The 20771-nt window shown below is 69.1% G+C and carries 15 protein-coding genes, 1 pseudogene and 1 riboswitch; of the genes and pseudogenes, 7 read left to right on the top strand and 9 right to left on the bottom strand.

The window, feature by feature from the left end; translation table 11 throughout:
• Positions 1-51: 51 nt before the first annotated feature.
• From cydD to hisC, 4 genes are all read right to left on the bottom strand, one after another.
• Positions 52-3588, bottom strand: coding sequence for a thiol reductant ABC exporter subunit CydD (gene cydD, locus G3I71_RS18625; RefSeq protein ID WP_164315924.1), 3537 nt, complete (start codon positions 3586-3588; stop codon positions 52-54).
• A gap of 108 nt (positions 3589-3696) precedes the next feature.
• On the bottom strand, positions 3697-4701 hold the full coding sequence (gene cydB / locus G3I71_RS18620) for a cytochrome d ubiquinol oxidase subunit II (protein ID WP_164315923.1): 1005 nt from the start codon (positions 4699-4701) through the stop codon (positions 3697-3699).
• 21 nt (positions 4702-4722) lie between these two features.
• The gene (locus tag G3I71_RS18615) at positions 4723-6231 is read right to left on the bottom strand and encodes a cytochrome ubiquinol oxidase subunit I (RefSeq protein ID WP_164315922.1); all 1509 of its coding nucleotides are present in this window, start codon (positions 6229-6231) and stop codon (positions 4723-4725) included.
• Positions 6232-6479: 248 nt separating this feature from the next.
• Positions 6480-7559: a histidinol-phosphate transaminase gene (gene hisC / locus G3I71_RS18610; RefSeq protein ID WP_164315921.1), complete on the bottom strand. Its 1080-nt coding sequence runs from the start codon at positions 7557-7559 to the stop codon at positions 6480-6482.
• A gap of 472 nt (positions 7560-8031) precedes the next feature.
• Between hisC and G3I71_RS18605 the strand changes: the two genes are divergently transcribed.
• From G3I71_RS18605 to G3I71_RS18595, 3 genes are all read left to right on the top strand, one after another.
• Positions 8032-9144, top strand: coding sequence for a LacI family DNA-binding transcriptional regulator (locus G3I71_RS18605; RefSeq protein ID WP_164315920.1), 1113 nt, complete (start codon positions 8032-8034; stop codon positions 9142-9144).
• Positions 9145-9557: 413 nt separating this feature from the next.
• Positions 9558-10676 carry a metallophosphoesterase gene (locus tag G3I71_RS18600; protein ID WP_164315919.1) on the top strand — a complete coding sequence of 373 codons (1119 nt, stop codon included), beginning with the start codon at positions 9558-9560 and terminating at the stop codon, positions 10674-10676.
• 205 nt (positions 10677-10881) lie between these two features.
• Positions 10882-11754 carry a hypothetical protein gene (locus tag G3I71_RS18595; RefSeq protein ID WP_164315918.1) on the top strand — a complete coding sequence of 291 codons (873 nt, stop codon included), beginning with the start codon at positions 10882-10884 and terminating at the stop codon, positions 11752-11754.
• Between the two features lie 211 nt (positions 11755-11965).
• Here G3I71_RS18595 and thiC read toward each other — a convergent pair whose 3' ends face one another.
• The gene (gene thiC / locus G3I71_RS18590; protein WP_164315917.1) at positions 11966-13786 is read right to left on the bottom strand and encodes a phosphomethylpyrimidine synthase ThiC; all 1821 of its coding nucleotides are present in this window, start codon (positions 13784-13786) and stop codon (positions 11966-11968) included.
• Positions 13779-13965, bottom strand: a riboswitch (TPP riboswitch). (Overlaps the previous gene by 8 nt.)
• A gap of 491 nt (positions 13966-14456) precedes the next feature.
• Between thiC and G3I71_RS18585 the strand changes: the two are divergent.
• A pseudogene (locus tag G3I71_RS18585) lies at positions 14457-15947 on the top strand (YibE/F family protein); the annotation flags it as partial.
• A 129-nt stretch (positions 15948-16076) separates the two neighbouring features.
• Here G3I71_RS18585 and G3I71_RS18580 read toward each other — a convergent pair.
• The 4 genes from G3I71_RS18580 to G3I71_RS18565 form a co-directional block, all read right to left on the bottom strand.
• Entirely contained in the window at positions 16077-16514 is a 438-nt protein-coding gene (locus G3I71_RS18580; RefSeq protein ID WP_164315916.1) for an SsgA family sporulation/cell division regulator, read from the bottom strand.
• A gap of 100 nt (positions 16515-16614) precedes the next feature.
• Positions 16615-17523, bottom strand: coding sequence for an IclR family transcriptional regulator (locus tag G3I71_RS18575; protein ID WP_275409225.1), 909 nt, complete (start codon positions 17521-17523; stop codon positions 16615-16617).
• A 236-nt stretch (positions 17524-17759) separates the two neighbouring features.
• On the bottom strand, positions 17760-17972 hold the full coding sequence (locus tag G3I71_RS18570) for a DUF5326 family protein (protein ID WP_164315915.1): 213 nt from the start codon (positions 17970-17972) through the stop codon (positions 17760-17762).
• Positions 17973-18145: 173 nt separating this feature from the next.
• Complete coding sequence (locus G3I71_RS18565; RefSeq protein WP_164315914.1) at positions 18146-18463, bottom strand: cupin domain-containing protein; 318 nt, start codon at positions 18461-18463, stop codon at positions 18146-18148.
• Between the two features lie 48 nt (positions 18464-18511).
• Between G3I71_RS18565 and G3I71_RS18560 the strand changes: the two genes are divergently transcribed.
• Genes G3I71_RS18560 through G3I71_RS18550 form a run of 3 tightly spaced genes read left to right on the top strand, consistent with a single transcriptional unit; the run spans position 18512 to position 20556 of the window.
• Positions 18512-18889: a phage holin family protein gene (locus G3I71_RS18560; RefSeq protein ID WP_164315913.1), complete on the top strand. Its 378-nt coding sequence runs from the start codon at positions 18512-18514 to the stop codon at positions 18887-18889.
• 9 nt (positions 18890-18898) lie between these two features.
• Positions 18899-19390, top strand: a complete 492-nt coding sequence (locus G3I71_RS18555; RefSeq protein ID WP_164315912.1) for a low molecular weight protein-tyrosine-phosphatase — start codon at positions 18899-18901, stop codon at positions 19388-19390.
• A complete protein-coding gene (locus tag G3I71_RS18550; protein WP_164315911.1) occupies positions 19387-20556 on the top strand; it encodes a cystathionine gamma-lyase in 1170 nt (389 codons plus the stop codon). Before G3I71_RS18555 ends, G3I71_RS18550 begins: the two co-directional genes overlap by 4 nt.
• The last annotated feature ends 215 nt before the right edge of the window (positions 20557-20771 follow it).

Below are 20771 nucleotides of genomic sequence, written 5' to 3'. Positions count from 1 at the left end.
GGCGACGACTCCCCTGACGAACAGAGGTGCAGAGGGCTGACAGGCAGGGGACTAACGCACCGCCGCCACCGACGCCAGTTGCTCGGACTCCGCCTCCCGCTCGGCCATCCGCCGCAGCGGCCCCTCGACGGCGACCAGCTCCGCGTACGTCCCCCGCTGCACGACCTGCCCCCCGTCCAGCACGATCACCTCGTCCACGGCGTCGAGTCCGGCCAGCCGGTGGGTGATGAGCAGCGTCGTACGGCCCTCGGTCGCGGCCAGCAGATCGGCGGTGAGCGCGTCGGCGGTCGGCAGGTCCAGGTGTTCGGCGGGCTCGTCGAGCACGAGCACCGGGAAGTCCGCGAGCAGTGCCCGGGCGAGCGCAAGCCGCTGCCGCTGCCCGCCGGACAGCCGCGCCCCGTGCTCGCCGACCAGGGTGTCGAGCCCGTCGGGCAGCGACTCGGCCCAGTCCAGCAGGCGGGCCCGCGCGAGGGCTCCCCGCAGGTCGTCCTCGGTCGCGTCCTTCTTCGCCAGCAGCAGGTTCTCGCGCACGGAGCTGTCGAAGAGGTGCGCGTCCTGGGCGCACAGCCCGACCAGCCGCCGTACGTCGTCGCCGTCCAGCGCGTACGCGTCCACGCCGCCCAGCGTGTAGGAACCGGCGTCCGCGTCCAGGAATCGTAGGAGCGCCTGCGCCAGCGTCGTCTTGCCGGACCCGGACGGGCCGACGACGGCGATCCGGCGCCCTTCGTCGAGGGTGAGGTCGAGGCGGGCGAGCGCGTCCCGGTCCTGTCCGGCGTGGCGGGCTGCCAGGTCTTTGACGACGACAGGGAACGCCGACAGAGGCGCGGGGAGCGGCTCTTCGGGCTCGCGCACGGGCTCGGGCGCGTCCAGGACCTCGTACACGCGCTCGGCGCTCCTGCGCACCCGCTGCCGGTACCGCACGGCCAGCGGCAGCCCGAGGACGGCCTCGAAGGCGGCCAGGGGAGTGAGGACGACAACGGCCATGACCACCCCGTCGAGCCGCCCGTCGGCGACCCCTTGGGCACCCACGAGGGCGGTGGCCGCGACCGTCAGCCCGGACAGCAGCGCGGTGAGTCCGTCGCCGAGCGCGGTGGCGGTGGCGGCGCGCGAGGCGATCCGGGTGAGGGCGGAGTCGGCCCGCCGTACCTGCTCGGTACGTCCGTTCAGGGCACCCGCGACCGTCGACTCGGCGGTGCCGGTGAGCAGGTCGGTCACGTGCGTGGCGAGTGCCCCGCGGGCCGGGGCGAGCCGGCGTTCCGCGCGTCGTGCCACGGCGCTGGTCACGAGGGGGACACCGACACCGGCGGCGAGCAGTCCGGCGGCGAGGACAGCCCCGGCCTCCGGCAGCAGCCACGCCGTGAACCCGACGGAGGCGGCGGAGACGACGAGGGCGGCCCCGGCGGGCAGCAGCCAGCGCAGCCAGTAGTCCTGGAGGGCGTCCACATCGGCGACGAGCCGCGACAGCAGGTCCCCGCGCCTGGTCGTCCGCAGTCCGGCGGGCGCCAGCCGCTCCAGGCGCCGGTAGACGGCGACCCGGGTGTCGGCCAGCATCCGCAGCACGGCGTCGTGCGACACCAGCCGCTCGGCGTACCGGAAGACGGCCCGTCCGATCCCGAAGGCACGCGTGGCCGTCACGGCGACCATCAGATACAGCACGGGCGGCTGCTGCGAGGCCCGCGAGATGAGCCACCCGGAGGTCGCCATGAGCCCGACGGCACTGCCCAGGGCGAGACTCCCGAGCAGCAGCGCGAGTCCGAACCGCCCACTCCGGGCCCCGGACATGGCCCGCACCCGCGCGAGCACGCCAAGTCGCCCCGCAGAAGTGCTGGGCACGCTTTCTTCCTCGCCGAGCACGGGGAGCCGTGCACTCTGCGGGCCGCCCACGACAAGCCCGTCGCCGCCGAAGGAACCGCCGGCCTGCTCGGCACCAGGCAGGTGAGCGGGGCGGGCAGCCTCCTCCAACCGCACCACCCGGTCCGCCACCGCCAGCAGCGCCGGCCGGTGCACGACCAGCAGCACCGTCCGTCCGACGGCGAGGCGCCGTACGGCGGCCACGACCTCGGCCTCGGTCTCCCCGTCCAGCGCGGCCGTCGGCTCGTCGAGCAGCAGCACAGGCCGGTCCGCGAGGAACGCCCGGGCCAGCGCGAGCCGTTGCCGCTGCCCGGCGGAGAGCCCGGCCCCGTCCTCGCCGAGCACCGCGTGGACCCCCTCGGGCAGCGCGTCCACGAACTCCAGCGCACCGGCGTCGGCCAGCGCGCTCCGTACGGCGGTGTCGTCGGCGTCGGGGCTGGCCAGCCGTACGTTCTCGGCGATCGACCCGGCGAACAGGTGGGGCCGCTGCGGCACCCAGGCCACCCGCGAACGCCACCGCTCCAGGTCGATGCCGGTGAGATCGGCGCCCCCGACCGACACCCGCCCTTCCGTCGGCCGTACGAACCCGAGCAGCGCGTGCAGCAGCGTCGACTTGCCCACGCCGCTCGGTCCGACGAGCGCGACCGTCTCGCCGGCCTCCACAGCGAAGGACGCGTCCGACACCGCGTCCACCGACCGCCCGGGATACCGGACGGTCACGCCCTCGAAGGCCACTCCGCCCTCCGGAACCGGCCCGGTCCCGGACTCCGGCACCGGCGTCTCCAGCACGGCGAAGATCTCCTCGGCCGCGGCCAGGCCCTCCGCCGCCGCATGGAACTGGGCGCCCACCTGCCTGAGCGGCAGGTACGCCTCGGGCGCGAGGATGAGAATGACGAGCCCGGTGTACAGGTCCATCTCGCCGTGCACGAGCCGCATACCGATGGTCACCGCGACGAGCGCCACGGACAGCGTCGCCAGCAGTTCCAGCGCGAAGGACGAGAGGAAGGCGATCCGGAGCGTCCGCATCGTCGCCTGCCGGTACTCACCGGTGATCCGCCGGATCGACTCGGCCTGCGCCTTGGCCCGGCCGAACACCTTCAGCGTCGGCAGCCCGGCCACGACATCGAGGAAGTGGCCCGACAGCCGGGACAACAGCCGCCACTGACGGTCCATGTGGGACTGCGTGGCCCAGCCGATCAGCACCATGAAGACCGGAATGAGCGGCAGAGTGCCGACGATGATCGCGGCAGACACCCAGTCCTCGGTGACGATCCGCGCCAGCACGGCCACGGGCACCACGACCGCGAGCCCCAACTGCGGGAGATAGCGCGAGAAGTAGTCGTCGAGCGCGTCCACCCCCCGAGTTGCGAGGGCGACCAGCGACCCGGTCCGCTGCCCGCTCAGCCATCCGGGGCCGAGCGCGACGGCCCGCTCCAGCAGCCGCCCGCGCAACTCCGCCTTCACCGCCGCGCTCGTCCGGTGGGCGGCCAGCTCGGTGAGCCAGCAGACCACCGCCCGGCCACCGGCGACAGCCACCAACAGCAGCAGGGGCGTACGGAGTTCGGTGACCGAAAGTCCGTGCTGGAAGGCTCCGACGACGACCTCGGCCATGAGCATGGCCTGCGCGATGACCAGCCCCGCGCCGACGGCACCGAGGCCGACGACCGCCAGCAGGAAACGGCGAGTGGCACCGGCGTACCGGAGGAGGCGCGGATCGATTGGTTTCACGTGAAACATGCCCTTCGGTCCAGGGAGGTGGTTTCACGATGTTTCACGTGAAACATCGTGAAACCACCTCCCACAGACAGAGATGACGCAGACAGCGATGACGCGGACAAGGACGACTCAGTGCGTGGCCTCGGCGAGGTGCTGCGTGCCGATCCGCTTGCGGAACACCCAGTACGTCCAGCCCTGGTAGAGCAGGACCATGGGGGTGGCGATCCCCGCACACCACGTCATGATCTTCAACGTGTACGGGCTCGACGAGGCGTTGGTGACCGTGAGGTTCCAGTCCGCGTTGAGCGAGGACGGCATGACGTTCGGGAAGAGCGTCAGGAACAGCATCGCGACGGCGGCCACGATGGTGACCCCGGAGAACGCGAACGCCCAGCCCTCACGCCCCTTCCGCGCCGCCCCCAGCGCGGCGACCAGGGCGAGCACGGCCACGACCGCCGCTGCCAGGGAGCCGGCGTCACCGTTGTCGGCCTGGGTCCAGCCCAGGAACGCGAGCGCGACGACGGCGGCCAGGAGTCCGACGCGGACCGCCAGCTTCCGCGCCCGTTCCCGGATGTCCCCGACGGTCTTGAGGCCGACGAACACCGTGCCGTGGAAGGTGAACAGCGACAGGGTGACCAGGCCGCCGAGCAGGGCGTACGGGTTGAGCAGATCGGCGAGATTCCCGACGTACTCGAAGTCCGCGTCGATCTTCACCCCGCGCACGATGTTGGCGAAGGCCACGCCCCAGAGGAACGCGGGCAGCAGCGAGGTCCAGAAGATCGCGGTCTCCCAGTTGCGCTGCCAGTTCTCCTCGGGCCGCTTCACCCGGTACTCGAAGGCGACGCCCCGCACGATCAGGCACACCAGGATGAGCAGCAGCGGCAGATAGAAGCCGGAGAAGAGGGTGGCGTACCACTCGGGGAAGGCGGCGAAGGTCGCGCCGCCCGCCGAGAGGAGCCACACCTCGTTGCCGTCCCAGACGGGCCCGATGGTGTTGATGAGGACCCGCTTCTCCGCACGGTCGCGGGCGAGCAGCTTGGTGAGGACGCCGACCCCGAAGTCGAAGCCCTCCAGGAAGAAGTAGCCGGTCCACAGGACGGCGATGAGGACGAACCAGACGTCGTGAAGTTGCATGGCGATTCCAGCTCCCTGGGCCTAGTAGGAGAAGGCCATCGGCTTGTCGGCGTCCTGTGGGTCGCCGCCGATCTTCGTGGGCGGGTTGAGGTCGGCCTCGGTCAGTTCGGGCGGTCCGGCCTTGACGTACTTCACGAGGAGCTTGACCTCGATGACGGCGAGGATCGCGTAGAGCGAGGTGAAGACGATCATCGAGGTGAGGATCTCGCCCTGCGAGACCCCGGGAGAGACCGCGTCCCGGGTCTGGAAGATGCCGTACACGACCCACGGCTGGCGGCCCATCTCGGTGAAGATCCAGCCCCAGGAGCTGGCGATCAGCGGGAAGCCCAGGGTGAGGACGGCGATGCGCCAGTACCACTTGGTGAGCGTCGGGCCGAGCGCCTTCCCGGGCAGCAGCGAGAGGTGCGGTACCTCGTCGTCGCCGACCCGCAGATGCTGCGGCAGCATGAACTTCTTGCGGGTCAGCCAGAGTCCGGCGAGCCCGATCGCGAAGGACGTCATGCCGAAGCCGATCATCCAGCGGAAGCCCCAGTAGGCGACCGGGATGTTGGGCCGGTAGTCGCCGGGCCCGAACTTCTCCTGCTCGGCCTTGTTGACGTCGTTGATGCCCGGGACGTACGAGCTGAAGTCGTCGTTGGCGAGGAAGGACAGCAGGCCGGGGATCTCGATGGCGACCTTGTTGTGGCCGGCCTCGACGTCGCCGTAGGCGAAGACGGAGAAGGGCGCAGGAGCCTCGCCGTCCCAGAGGGCCTCGGCGGCGGCCATCTTCATCGGCTGCTGCTTGAACATGACCTTGCCGAGGAGGTCACCGCTGACCGCGGTGAGCAGACCGCCGATGACGACGGTGACCAGGCCGAGCCGCAGCGAGGTCTTCATCACCTCGATGTGCTTCTTGCGCATCAGATGGAAGGCGGCGATGCCGACCATGAAGGCGCCACCCGCGAGGAAGGCCGCGGTGAGGGTGTGGAAGACCTGGGTCAGCGCGGTGTTCTGGGTGAGGACCAGCCAGAAGTCGGTGAGCTCGGCGCGCCCCTTCTGTTCGTTGATCCGGTAGCCGACGGGATGCTGCATCCAGGAGTTGGCCGCGAGGATGAAGTACGCCGACAGGATCGTGCCGATCGAGACCATCCAGATGCAGGCCAGGTGGATCCTCTTCGGCAGCTTGTCCCAGCCGAAGATCCACAACCCGATGAAGGTGGACTCGAAGAAGAAGGCGATCAGCGCCTCGAAGGCGAGCGGGGCACCGAAGACATCGCCGACGAAGCGCGAGTAGTCGGACCAGTTCATGCCGAACTGGAACTCCTGCACGATGCCGGTGACGACACCCATCGCGATGTTGATCAGGAAGAGCTTGCCCCAGAACTTGGTGGCCTTGAGGTACTTCTCCTTCTCCGTGCGCACCCAGGCGGTCTGCAGGCCGGCGGTGAGCGCGGCGAGGGAGATCGTCAGCGGGACGAACAGGAAGTGGTAGACGGTGGTGATGCCGAACTGCCATCGGGCCAGAGTCTCGGGCGCCAAAGCGACGTCCACATCTCCTCCTTACGAGCCGTGATCATTGCGGCAGTCCGTCCCGGTTGCCAACTGGCACGAGAGGGACAAACAGGACGCGCTTGTGAACGCGTTCACATTCACAAGCAATTATGGCGCATACCCGTTCGAACTTGGAGGGGCGGGGGGTCCCTAAACGAGGCCTGACCGGCCCTTGACGGAAAAGGGCCGGTCAGGCGGGGTCCGGACGGTCCGTGAGCGGGTCTGGTACCGACGCTCGGGACCTCGGACTAGAGCTCCTTACGGAACATCTCCGCCGCCTTCAGAAAGACGTCGTTCGCCTCGGTCTCCCCGACCGTCACCCGGACCCCCTCGCCCGGGAACGGCCGGACGACCACTCCGGCCCGCTCGCACACCGCCGCGAAGTCCACCGTGCGCTCCCCCAGCCGCAGCCACACGAAGTTCGCCTGGGTCTCGGGCACCGTCCAGCCCTGGCCGCGCAGACCGTCGACCACCCGTGTGCGCTCGGACACCAGCGAACCGACCCGGCCGAGCAGCGCGTCCTCGGCCCGGAGCGAGGCCACCGCCGCGTCCTGGGCGAGCTGGCTCACCCCGAACGGCACCGCCGTCTTGCGCAGCGCCGCCGCCACCGGCTCGTGGGCGATCGCGAACCCGATCCGGAGCCCGGCGAGGCCGTACGCCTTGGAGAAGGTCCGCAGCACACAGACGTTCGGCCGGTCGCGGTAGAGCGTGACCCCGTCCGGCACCTCAAGATCGCGCACGAACTCCTTGTACGCCTCGTCGAGCACCACCAGCACATCACCGGGCACCCGGTCCAGGAACCGCTCCAGCTCGGCCCGCCGTACGACGGTCCCCGTCGGGTTGTTGGGGTTGCAGACGAAGATCAGCCGGGTCCGGTCGGTGATCGCGTCCGCCATCGCGTCCAGGTCGTGCACGTCCCCGGGCGTCAGCGGGACCTTGACCGACGTGGCGCCGCTGATCTGCGTGATGATCGGATAGGCCTCGAAGGACCGCCAGGCGTAGATCACCTCGTCGCCGGGCCCGCTGGTGGACTGGATCAGCTGCTGTGCGACGCCGACCGAGCCGGTGCCGGTGGCCACATGGGAGACCGGCACGGCGAAACGTTCTGCCAGCTCGCTCATGAGCTCCGTGCAGGCCATGTCCGGGTAGCGGTTGAAGGCCCCCGCGGCTGCCGTCACGGTCTCCAGCACGCCTGGCAGCGGCGGGTACGGGTTCTCGTTCGAGGACAGCTTGTAGGCCACCGGACCGCCGGACGCGGCCGGCCTGCCCGGCTTGTAGGTGGGGATCCCCTCCAGCTCGGCGCGCAGCCTGGGGCTCGTCTCGCTCACCGCAGTCCTCCTCGTGACCACCACCGGCTCAGCACGGCCACCCGCTGCCGGTTACCGGGTACCAATGCTTCACACCTTATGAGGATTCGGCGCCGCCGCGTACGGGTCGGTCGCAGCCGAGAGTCTCCGAAGCCCTCCGCGCCCCAACCTCACCCGCCCCACGGGCATCAGTGGTATCAGGGGTATCACCGTACAAAATTGTACGAATCGGGGGGCGCATTGCGCTTCTCGGCACGCGCCGGTGGCTCACGCCGTGGCGCGCATCCCCCGTAGAGGTGAGTTGAGACCTCTTCGAAACATCGGTCACTTGGCAGGCCTATGCGCGCCGACAAGTCAGGTAGGGCAGTAATATCGTTCAACTGGCTTCTTTTCTAAGGCAGTTGATAACTTTTGACCATGCAGAAACGTGCCTGTCAACGACTGCATATGCGTCCGCACTACCCCACCGCATGAGCCCTACTATCGGCTCGCCATGACAGCAGCAGGGAAGCACCAGGTGAGCCGAGCGGAGACAACCCGACGAGCCAGCCGGCCGGGCCGGGCAGGCATCAGAGACGTGGCCGCCGCCGCCGGCGTCTCGATCACGACCGTCTCCGACGCCCTCAACGGAAAAGGCAGGCTCCCGGACGTCACCCGACGCCATGTCCGTGAGGTCGCGGACCGGCTGGGCTACCGCCCGTCGGCCGCGGCCCGAACCCTCCGTACCGGCAAGTCCGGGCTGATCGGTCTGACCGTGACGACATACGGGGATGAACCTTTCACCTTCACCGAGTTCGCGTACTTCGCGGAGATGGCGAGAGCCGCCACCTCGGCCGCGCTCGCCCGGGGCTACGCCCTGGTCATCCTCCCCGCGACCTCCCGCCACGACGTGTGGTCGAACGTCGCCCTGGACGGCACGGTCGTCATCGACCCGTCCGACCAGGACCCGATGGTCACCGAACTCGTCCGGCAGGGGCTGCCCGTCGTCTCCGACGGCCGCCCGGCCGGCTCGCTCCCGGTCACCGCATGGGTCGACAACGACCACGAGGCGGCGGTCCTGGGCATCCTCGACCATCTTGCCGCCGCCGGCGCCCGCCGCATCGGCCTGCTGACGGGGACGACCACCGACACCTACACCCGTCTCTCGACCACGGCGTACCTGAACTGGTGCGAGCGGGTCGGCCAGGACCCGGTGTACGAGTCCTACCCGGCCCACGACCCGTGCGCGGGCGCCGTGGCCGCCGACCGGCTGCTGGCCCGCCCGGACCGCCCGGACGCCGTCTACGGCCTCTTCGACCCGAACGGCACCGACCTGCTGGCCGCGGCCCGCCGCTACGGCCTGCGCGTCCCGGAGGACCTCCTGCTGGTCTGCTGCAGCGAGTCCACGGTGTACGCCACCACGGAGCCGCCGATCACCACCCTCTCCCTGAAGCCGCGCCGCATCGGCACGGCGGTGGTCCAGCTCCTGATCGACGCCATCGAGAACCTCGACTCGGACATGCCGTTCGAGCAGGTGATACCGACCGAGCTGATCGTGCGGACGTCCTCGCAGCGACGTCCGCCGCGCACGACGGTCAGTCATCCGCGGTCGCCCGAGGAAGGGTGATCCGGGGGCGGTGGTGAGGGAGGACGAAGTGGGCTTGTGCGGGGCCGGTTCCCGCAGAGCGGGGCCGTACGAGGGGTCGGCCCCGTAGGGGAAGCGGGAACCCGGCCCCGTTCAGGAACGCGGGACACCGGCGTCCGATAAGTTCACGGGCGCCGGTGTCATGATCGTACGAAGCGTCGGTGTCCGAGGTTCGAAGCAAGGTACGAAGCAGACGAGTCCGGGGCGGGACCAGACGGGAAAGCCCCTCCGAATCGGGGCGAAAGCCGCGGTGAACTGGGCTCCTTCGCCGATTCACCACCCCTGGGTCATCACATGGCGCGATCCGCATTCCTATGATGGGCCCACGACACCGCGGGCCGCTGCGACCAGGCAGTCCGATGCGGTGCAGATGCGGCGCAATGGTGGAGGGGTCGATGACTCAGGGGACCGGTCAGGTACCCGAGGTGACGCGGACGGCGACGTTGCGCGACTTCCGGGTGCCCGCTTACGTCCATGAGGCCGGTCCGCACACCGACGGCACGGCCCCCGGGGACGTCACCGCCGGGGCGGCCGACACCGAGGTCCAGGAGCCCGCCGAGGGCGCGCAGACCCCGTCCGACCTGGAGGAATACCCCGACGGGTACACGCCGACGCAACGGGACCTGCCCGTCATCAACCGCGGCGACACCCTTCAGGTGACCGTCGATCCGGCGGCCCTGGCCGCCGACGGCCCGGGACCTCTCTTCGTCGTCGGCGACGTTCACGGCTACCTCGACGAACTGGTGGGCGCCCTTCAGGAACAGGGCCTGATCGACAGCGCGGGCGACTGGTCCGCGGGCACCGCCCGGCTCTGGTTCCTCGGTGACTTCACCGACCGCGGTCCGGACGGCATCGGCGTCATCGACCTGGTCATGCGGCTGTCCGCCGAGGCAGCCGCGGCCGGCGGCTACTGCAAGGCCCTCATGGGCAACCACGAGCTGCTGCTGCTGGGCGCCAAGCGGTTCGGTGACACCCCCGTCAACTCGGGCGCGGGCACGGCCACCTTCCAGGCGGCCTGGTTGCTGAACGGCGGCCAGAAGACCGACATGGACCGGCTCCAGGACCACCACCTCCAGTGGATGGCCCGCCTCGACGCGATCGAGGAGGTCGACGGCCACCTGCTCGTGCACTCGGACACCACCGCCTACCTCGACTACGGCGACTCGATCGAGGCGGTCAACGACACCGTCCGCGAGACGATCACGCGCAACGACGCGGACGAGGTGTGGGATCTGTTCCGCAAGTTCACCAAGCGCTTCTCCTTCCGCGACGAAGGCGGTGCCGAGGCCGTACGCTCCCTCCTCGATACGTACGGCGGCACCCGCATCGTTCACGGGCACAGCCCCATCCCGTATCTGGTGGGCGACATGGGCACCGAGGACGACGGCGAGAACAACTCCGGTCCGAACATCGAACATCCCCATGTCTACGCCGACGGGCTGGCCATCGCGATGGACGGCGGCGTGACCATGGCCGGAAAACTGCTGGTCCAGGAACTTCCACTGGACCTCTGACGGATATCCGCGCGTTTCCCGGGCAGGCGTCCTCCGACTACGAACCGCGTCGGACGGGGGACAGTCGCACGGCAATTTCTTCAAACCCCCTGTCACCACGCGCCGTCGCCGCTCTACCATCGGCTTATCCGTAGCAGGCTCCCCTCCGTTTCTGCCCGACGGCTCGTCAGCATGCCGAGCCCCAAGCCCTACGGAGCATCGGGGGATGCACATGAACAGCGTTCCGCAGCACCTGCTGAACGAGGACCGCCAGGAATACGAGCGGATCCTCGATGAGGCGCTGCGCTCCGCCCCACAACGCCCGGAACTGGCCGCCGTCGGTCAGCGTCTGAACCCCGAACAACTGCGCACCATGGCACTCAACGCCACCGCGCTCATCACGGTCGCCGCGGCGGCCGAATACCAGCACTACGTGAAGGTCCGCGACGAACTGCGCCACCCGGCGCCGTCCACCCCGTCGTCCCTCCACGAATCCGGCACCACCGAACCGGGCACAGGCGCGTTGGGGCTCGCAGGCATGGGCGAGGTCGCCGCCGAGACCGCCGGGGCGGGCGCCGTCGCCGTCGTCGCGGTCCTGGCTCCCGTCCTCGCGGGCACGGCCGCGGCGATCTTCCTGCTCGTGGGCTACGTCCTCAAGATGCTCGACCCCGAGCCGACGTTCGCCCGGACCATGCTCACCACCGGATGGGTGTTCGGTGCGGTGACCGCGGTGGCCATACTCGTCGCCGCGGTGGGTCTGCTCCTCACTGCCCTGCGCAACAGCCCGGAGGCGGAGGAGGCCGGGGCGTACGGCGAACTGACCGGGGAGGTCGCGCAGGCCAGGGAAGCCTGGCGCGAGGCCCTGCTGGAGCGCGGCATCATGCCGTTCCTCCGCGACGCCCTCGCCGATCCCGGTACGGCGGCCATGAACCGCAAACCGGCCCCGGAACCCACCACCGGCCGTATGCCCCGACTCGGCTACAACCGACCCGGCTTCAGCAGCCCCGATGACGGCTCGACGACGGGCCACCGCCCCAGCTTCTCGAGCCCGGACTTCAGCAGCCCGGACTTCGGAGGCCCGGACCACCCGCCGGAGTGACCGGCCGGTCCGGCTGCCGGACCCAGGACTCAGGCGGAGCAGGCGGCTACCGAAGCCGCCTGACCACCTGGGCCTCCGCACGCTCCACAGGCGTACGGCCGTGCACATGGACCAGGGCCAGGTGTACGGGGCCGGGGCCACCGGTGGAGAACGAGGAGGAGCTCTCGCTGAAGCCTCACGAGTACTCCCTCGTGCCGCTGGCCTTCGTCACTCAGTCCGCCAGCGGCAGATACACCCTGTTCCCACTCGCCGCGAACTCCTTCGACTTCTGGAGCATCCCCTCGGCGACCTCCTCGGCCGTCGCCCCCGCAGCCGCCGTACCGCCGAACCGCTCCGTGATGCTCTGGCTGATCTTCATCGAGCAGAACTTCGGCCCGCACATCGAGCAGAAGTGGGCCGTCTTGGCAGGTTCGGCCGGCAGGGTCTCGTCGTGGAACTCCCGCGCCGTGTCCGGGTCGAGGGCCAGGTTGAACTGGTCCTCCCACCGGAACTCGAAGCGGGCGTCGGAGAGCGCGTCATCCCATTCCTGCGCACCTGGGTGCCCCTTGGCGAGGTCGGCTGCGTGGGCGGCGATCTTGTAGGTGATGACGCCGGTCTTGACGTCGTCGCGGTTGGGCAGACCCAAGTGCTCCTTGGGTGTGACGTAGCAGAGCATGGCCGTGCCCCACCAGGCGATCATCGCGGCACCGATGCCGGAAGTGATGTGGTCGTACGCGGGCGCGACGTCCGTCGTCAGCGGGCCGAGCGTATAGAACGGAGCTTCATCACAGATCTCCTGCTGCAGGTCGATGTTCTCCTTGATCTTGTGCATCGGGACGTGTCCCGGGCCTTCGATCATCGTCTGTACATGGAAACGCTTCGCGATCTTGTTGAGTTCCCCGAGCGTCCTCAACTCCGCGAACTGCGCCTGGTCATTGGCGTCCGCGATCGATCCGGGCCGCAGACCGTCACCCAGGGAGTAGGTGACGTCGTAGGCGGCGAGAATCTCGCACAGTTCTTCGAAGTTCTCGTACAGGAAAGACTCCTGGTGGTGCGCCAGGCACCATGCCGCCATGATCGATCCACCGCGCGAGACGATGCCGGTCTTGCGGTTCGCGGTGAGCGGTACGTACGCGAGACGGACACCCGCGTGCACCGTCATGTAGTCCACGCCCTGCTCGGCCTGTTCGAGGACCGTGTCCTTGTAGATCTCCCAGGTCAGTTCCTCGGCCCTGCCGTCCACCTTCTCCAACGCCTGGTAGAGCGGCACCGTGCCGATGGGAACGGGGGAGTTGCGCAGCACCCATTCGCGGGTGGTGTGGATATTGCGGCCGGTGGACAGGTCCATGACCGTGTCGGCGCCCCAGCGCGTCGCCCAGGTCATCTTCTCGACCTCCTCCTCGATGGAGGAAGTGACCGCGGAGTTGCCGATGTTGGCGTTGACCTTCACCAGGAACCGCTTGCCGATGATCATCGGCTCGATCTCCGGGTGGTTGACGTTCGCGGGCAGTACCGCACGTCCGGCGGCGATCTCCTCGCGGACCACCTCGGGGTCCAGATTCTCCCGGATGGCGACGAACTCCATCTCGGGCGTGATCTCCCCGCGGCGGGCGTACGCGAGTTGCGTCACCGCCTGTCCGTTCCGGCTCCGGCGCGGCTGCCTGGGCCTTCCCGGGAACACCGCGTCGAGGTTCCTGAGCCCGCCGCGCGGCGAGGTGTGCTTGATCCCGTCGTCCTCCGGACGGATGGGGCGGCCCGCGTACTCCTCGGTGTCGCCTCGGGCGATGATCCAGTTGTCACGCAGCGGCGCGAGCCCCCTGCGGACATCGGTGTCGGTCTGAGGATCGGTGTACGGGCCCGATGTGTCGTACAGAGTGACCGACTTCCCGTTGGTGAGGTGCACCTGACGGACCGGCACCCGCAGGTCGGGGCGTGAGCCGCCGACATACCCCTTGTGCCAGCCGACGGACTTCCCGGCCTCCTGGGACTGGTCGCCCTGGCTGGGCTGTCCGTCCTGGTCGGAGGCAGGCGTGCGTGTGTCCTTGATGGTCATGAGACCTACTCCCTACGCCGGCATTACCCGGTAACAGGTTCAGCGGTCGACGCAGCGGATTCCGTCTGCCGATGTTTCATGTGAAACATCACTCGTTCCACATGTTCCACGTGAAACATCGCTAAGACGGAGGTCAGCGCCCTCTCAGCCCGGTGCTCCGAGCTCCCGCGTGTGCAAAGGTGCCTCCACGCTAGCGTCAATTTGGGCGAGGTGAACAGAGGGCCCCTGCCGTTCTTGCGATGATCGGGCGGTGACCACGACGCAAGGACCCCCATACCCGTCCTCCGAGCCACCGCGCGGAAGCGGTACCGGGCACGGTTCCGGGCCGGGCAGCGGAAACAGCGGCGGCACCGGCCGAGAGCGCGGGCCCCGGCCCGGCAGCGACTCCGGCGGCCTCGGTGGGGCGACCGGACCGGGTGCCGTTCCTGGATACGGGCCCGGCCGACGGTTCGATCGCGGCTACAGGCCCGGAGCAGGTGCAGGTGCAGGTCAGGACAGCCGACCGGCTCCGGGTGGCCAAGGTCCGGGCTTCGAAGCCGAGGGGCCCGGGACCGGCCAGTTCGGCCCTCTTCCCACTTCCGGTGGAGGGCGAGGTCCCGGCTCTGGAACAGGCAGTGGTCACGATCACCGGTTCAACCCGCAACACGGCGCCGACCATGGCCACTCCGGGCACGGGAACGGTCCCGGCGACGGTCACAGCGGTGGACCCGGCGGCGGTTCTGATGCTGGGCACGGACCCGGACCGGGTGGTGGGCACGGGGGCGGGAGCGGGAGCGGTGACGCTCACGGACCCGATGACAACAACGGTCACTCGCACGGCCACAGTCACAGCCATGGCCCGGCAGCCCCCGTCTCCGTCCACCTGCGGAAGATCATCGGCGCGATTCTGATCCCCTTCGCCGTGGCGGTCGTGGTCGGGCTCGCGGTGCTGTGGCCCGGGGGCGCCCCGGCGCACGAACGCACCGGCGTCGGCTTCGACCGGCAGACCCAGCAGGCCACGGTCACCAAGGTCGTCGCGGTGGACTGCAAGTCCGTCAACGCCTCGGGGGAGACCCCGACCGGCGACACGTCCACCGCCGAGGGCTCCTCGGCGCAGCAACAGGCGACCGGCGACTGCAAGCGGGCGACGATCCGGGTCGATACCGGTGACGACAAGGGCCGTACGTTCACGGAGATCGTCCAGCCGGACCAGTCACGGCAGTTGCACCAGGACGAGAAGGTCGTGGTGGCCTACGAGCCCTCGGCGCCGAAGGACCTGCAGTACTCGGTCGCCGACGTCAACCGCCGGTTCCCCATGGCCCTGCTGGCCGGCATCTTCGCACTCGCCGTCGTGATCGTCGGACGCATGCGCGGGGTGATGGCGCTGATCGCACTGGCCGTCAGCTTCATGATCCTGACCTTCTTCATCCTGCCGGCGGTCCTCCAGGGCTCGAATCCGCTGGTCGTGGCGGTGGTCGGGGCCAGCGCCATCATGCTGATCGCGCTCTACATGTGTCACGGCCTCTCGGCCCGTACGTCTGTGGCGGTGCTCGGCACCCTGATCTCGTTGGTGCTGATCGGCATCCTCGGCTCGCTGTTCATCGGCTGGGCCGCACTGACCGGCAACACCGACGACAGCACGGGCCTGATCCATGGCCTGTATCCGTCCATCGACATGAGCGGCCTGCTGCTCGCGGGCGTCATCATCGGTTCGCTCGGTGTCCTGGACGATGTGACTGTGACGCAGACATCGGCGGTCTGGGAACTCCACGAGGCCAATCCGACGATGGGATGGCGTGGGCTGTACCGGGCCGGCATCCGCATCGGCCGCGACCACATCGCGTCCGTCGTCAACACTCTCGTCCTCGCCTACGCGGGCGCCGCGTTGCCGCTGTTGCTGCTCTTCTCGATCGCGCAGAGCAGCGTCGGGGCCGTCGCCAACAGCGAACTCGTCGCGGAGGAGATCCTGCGGACCCTGGTGGGTTCGATCGGCCTGGTCGCGTCCGTGCCGGTGACCACGCTCCTGGCGGCCCTGATGGTGTCGGCCGACCGCCCGGGTACGGCACCACCGGCTGCAGAGGCTGTACCGGGACCAGGGACTGCGGCAGCCCGGCCAGGGTCGGAGGCGGCGACCCAGGCGGCCCCGGCCCGCGCCGGGAAGGGCCGTCGGCGCAAGCACTGACGGAGGCTGGGCACCGGTTCCGTCAGTGCTTACGGCGAAGCAGGGCTACGCGCCAAGTACGGCTGTAACGCTTCTCCAACGCCGAGGAGAAGCGTTACAGCACTGTCGGGAGCTCCGGCGCGATACCGCTCACCCCGCGCTCTGTTCCTCCGCCAGAATGCGGTCCAGCGCCTCGTCGAGGTGAGCGTCGAAGTCGGCGAGGGAACGCTCCTGCCCCAGCGGCACGAGCTTGTCCGTACGGTCGAGGAAGGCCACCAGCGGCGCCGCACCGGAGCGGAACAACGCCTGGTCGCCGCCGACCTGCAGCCGGATCAGTACCTCGCCCAGGACATCTGTGTCGGCGGGCGAGATCCGCACATCCCCGTCCCCGCAGGGCCGTCCCACACCGTCGATCAGCAGCTCACGCCCGAAGGCCCAGGTCGCAGGTGCGTCGCCGGGCAGATGGAAGGTCAGCCGGACAGCATACGGATCACGGGTCTCGTAGCGCAGCTCCACCGGAATGCGGAAGGAGAGCTCCTCCGAGACAAGAAAGCTCATCATGACTTCTGCCTGCACCGACTCGCGCATCGCCTAACCCCGTCACTTGCCGTGGACTGGCCTGGAATCATCGCTCTGATACTGCTCGAATCTTGCTGAAAGTACACGATGAATCACAAGGAGTGAGTTTTCAGATACTGATAGAGATCGCGAGCGACCCCAGCAGCCTTCCGACTTCTGCCTGCAACTGCTGCGCCGCGACTAGCAGCCGATCGGCCTGGTGGGAAGGGAGAGAAATGGCCAATGTGGCAGCGGTGGAGCCGATGGTGATCGGAACCGCCGCACAGACCGTCCCCAGCGCGTACTCCTGCCGCTCCACGACCAGTTCCATCCGCCGCATCCGGTCGAGGCGGCGCAGCAGTGTGTGGCTGTCACGCACCGTGTAGGGGGTGACAGCCTGTACGGGGTGACGGTCGAGATGATCCCGGCGGCACTGCTCGTCCAACTGGGAGAGCAGGCACTGTCCGATGGCGTGTGCGTGCCCGGTCTCCCGGAAGTCCGCCCACTCCTCGACCGCCGGGTTGCCGGGGGTGTCGGAGACGCACATGACCTCGATCTCGCCGTCGCGGTACACCGCGTAGTACACGGGTACTCCGATGGTGTCCCGCCAGTGCGCGAGTGCGTCCACCACCGTGCTGCGACGTTTCTGCCTCGCACCGTTGCTGCCAAGCCGCTCGGCCGCCTCACCGAGGAAGAACAGCCCTTTCTCGCGCCGCAGGTAGCCCTCGAAGACGAGCGTCCGCAACAGGTGGTAAGCGGTCGGGAGGGCGAGACCGGTCTCGCGGGCCAGTTGTTTGGCCGGTGCGCCGTGCTCGTGCGCGGCGACGGATTCCAGCAGGCGCATCGCTCGCTGTACGGAGCCGATGAGAGTCGCCGTGGGATGCGATTCGCCGGGCGGCACGGTGACAAGGGTGGGTGCGGGGGCTGATACGGATCTCTCGGTGGGTCGGCCGCGATTCCTTGGGGAGGGCGCGGTCCGCTGTTCGGGCCGGCGCTGTACGGGTGGAGCCTGTGGTTCCGCGGGTGCGGTGTCGACCATGGCGAGGGTCACTCTCGAGGGCGAGGGGGGCTGCCCGTGCGGAAAGGCACGGGAGGAGGGGGTACGCCGTCCGCGGGGGTTGTCCCCGCGTCGAATTCCGGACTCTAACCGCCTGTCACCGCGCGCAGACGGCCCGTACGGGAAACTTCCCCCGCCCGAGGGAACCGGTGATTTCTGTTACCGGCGCCCGCGCCGTCCCGCCCACCGGCTCCCGTGCCCCCCTCGCCCCACAGCTCTCACCAGTCGCTGCGCGACGACGAACTCGACATGAACTTCCGTACGACGTAGACGAGTCCGCCGACCAGGGCGACGAAGACCAGCGCCTTGAAGAGCAGGCCGATGACGAACCCGACGACGGTCGCTATCAGCCCGCCGAACACGACGAGGGCGATGACCGGCACCGCGACCCACTTCACCCACCACGGCATTCCCGCGAAAATCTCTCGCATCGCCCTTTTCCTTACTTTTCGGCCCGTCGCATCCGCCGGGGCCTGTGCCCTTCGCTCGTGCCGGGACATTCGATGTTCCGCCTTCGATGCTAGGGCCGGCAGGAGGCCCGGCGGGGGCCTCGCATCCCTTGTCCTCCCCTGATCGATCCCCTAGGGAACCCTGAGGCGGCGGGTCAGCTCTCAGGCGGAGAGAAGACCACCATGACCCGCAGATCCTCGCTGATGTGGTGGAACTTGTGGGCCACCCCGGCCGGCACGTACACGACACTGCCGCGTGCCACCTGGGTCGTCTCCATGCCGACCGTGATCGCGGCCCGCCCACTCACCACGAAGTACACCTCGTCCTGACGATGAGGCTGCTGCGGGTCATGCTCGCCCGCGTCCAGTGCGTACAGGCCGACCGACATGTTCCGTTCGCGCAGGAACTGCAGGTAGGCACCGTCGTTGGCGGCACGTTCCGCCTCCAGTTCATCCAACCGGAATGCCTTCATCGCCCTCGCCCACGCTCGTAACCGATCTCTTCTGCCACGATCAGACACATGAAGAATTTCGTAGTCAAGACACTCGCCAACGCGGGTGCCCTCGGTGTGGCCGTGTGGGTACTCGACAAGATCACCCTGACCGGTGACAGCACGGGCAAGAAGATCGGCACGCTGATCGTCGTCGCCCTCCTGTTCGGTCTGGTGAACTTCCTGGTCAAGCCACTCGTGAAGGTGCTCACCTTCCCGCTGTTCCTCCTCACGCTCGGCCTGATCACCCTCGTGGTCAACGCCCTGATGCTGCTGCTCACCTCGTGGCTGGCAGACAAGTTCGACCTGAGTTTCCACGTCGAGGGCTTCTGGACGGCCGTCCTGGGCGGCCTGATCATCTCGATCGTCTCCTGGGCGCTGCACATCGTCCTTCCCGACGAGGACTGAGGACGTCCGATGCCCTACCGCGTCTGTTTCGTCTGCACCGGCAACATCTGCCGCTCCCCGATGGCGGAGTCCGTCTTCCACGCGCGCGTGGAGGAGGCCGGGCTGGCCGGCCTGGTGGAGGTCGACAGTGCGGGCACGGGCGGCTGGCACGAGGGCGACGGCGCCGACCCGCGCACGGTCTCCGTGCTGGAGGCGGCCGGTTACGACGGCGATCACGCGGCCCGCCAGTTCAGGGCCGCGTGGTTCGCCCACCTCGACCTCGTCGTCGCCCTCGACGCGGGCCATCTGAAGGCCCTGCGCCGTCTGGCGCCCACTCCGCAGGACGCGGAGAAGGTCCGTCTGCTGCGCTCGTACGATCCCGCCGCGGGTGCGGATCTGGATGTCCCGGACCCGTACTACGGGGGTATGGACGGCTTCCAGGAGTGCCTTGAGATGGTGGAGGCGGCGAGCGTGGGCCTGCTCGCCGCTGTACAGACGGAAGTGGAAGGACGAGCGGCATGACTGATTCGGCTGCGAACGGGAGTTCGGGCGTTCACGCGAACCCGGGTATGGGCGACGGCACGCGTGCGGTACGGGCGGGGCTGCCCGACCCGGTCAAGCACGCGCCGGCCCTCCCCGGCCCGGTGTTCGCGGCCCACTACCACCTGCCCGGTGCCCCCACCGGCCCGTACACCTACGGCCGCGACGAGAACCCGACCTGGACGCTGCTGGAGCGCGCCATCGGCGAGCTGGAGGCGCCGGAGCGGGACGGCGTCGAGACGCTCGTCTTCGCCTCCGGGATGGCAGCCGTCTCGTCGGTGCTCTTCTCCCAGTTGCGCACCGGGGATTCCGTCGTCCTGCCCGACGACGGCTACCAGGCGCTGCCTCTGGTACGGGCCCAACTGGAGGCGTACGGCATCGAGGTGCGCACCGCTGCGACCGGTGGCAACGCTCAGCTCGACGTTCTCGACGGCGCGCGGCTGCTGTGGATCGAAACCCCGTCGAACCCCGGGCTCGACGTGTGCGACGTACGACGGCTCGCCGAGGCGGCACACGCGCGTGGCTGTCTCGTGGCCGTCGACAACACCCTGGCGACACCGCTCGGCCAGCGCCCGCTGGAGCTCGGCGCCGACTTCTCCGTGGCCAGTGGCACCAAGCAGCTCACCGGGCACGGCGACGTACTGCTCGGTTACGTCACCGGTACGGACGCCTCCGCGATGGCCGCCGTACGTCGGTGGCGCAAGATCGCCGGGGCGATTCCCGGGCCCATGGAGGCCTGGCTCGCGCATCGGTCGATCGCCACACTCCCCTTGCGTGTCGACCGGCAGGACACCACCGCGCTGGCTCTCGCCGAGTCTCTGCGCGGGCGGCCCGAGGTGACCGGGCTGCGTTATCCGGGGCTGCCGGAGGATCCCTCACACAAGATCGCTTCGCGGCAGATGCGGCGCTATGGATGCGTGGTTTCCTTCGTGCTGCCCACGCGCGCGCGTGCCGACCGTTTTCTCGACGCGCTGCGGCTCGTGGACGACGCCACGAGCTTCGGTGGGGTCCGGTCCACGGCCGAACGGCGCGGCCGGTGGGGCGGGGACGCGGTACCGGAGGGCTTCATTCGATTCTCGGTCGGCGCCGAGGACCCGGAAGACCTGGTCGCGGATGTGCTGCGCGCGCTGGAGGAGTCGACGGACTGACCGGTCGAGCAGGAGCCGAGAGGCACTGCGCTACGCCCGGTGGCGGTCCGAGCCTCCCCCCTCGTGGCTCGGACCGCCGCGGCTCCGCGCACGAAGAACCGCGCGAACAAGGCTAGTTGACTCTGTGTCAGTGTCCAATCACCGTAGCGACAGGGTCCTATCGACTTATTTATAGTTGGACGGGGCCGGGAGGTCGAAAGAAGGGCAGAGGAGGG

This window comes from Streptomyces sp. SID12501 (genome assembly GCF_010550245.1).
Lineage (GTDB): Bacteria > Actinomycetota > Actinomycetes > Streptomycetales > Streptomycetaceae > Streptomyces.
The sequence above is the reverse complement of the archived record's forward strand: the minus strand, read 5'-3'. Positions and strand labels throughout refer to the sequence as shown.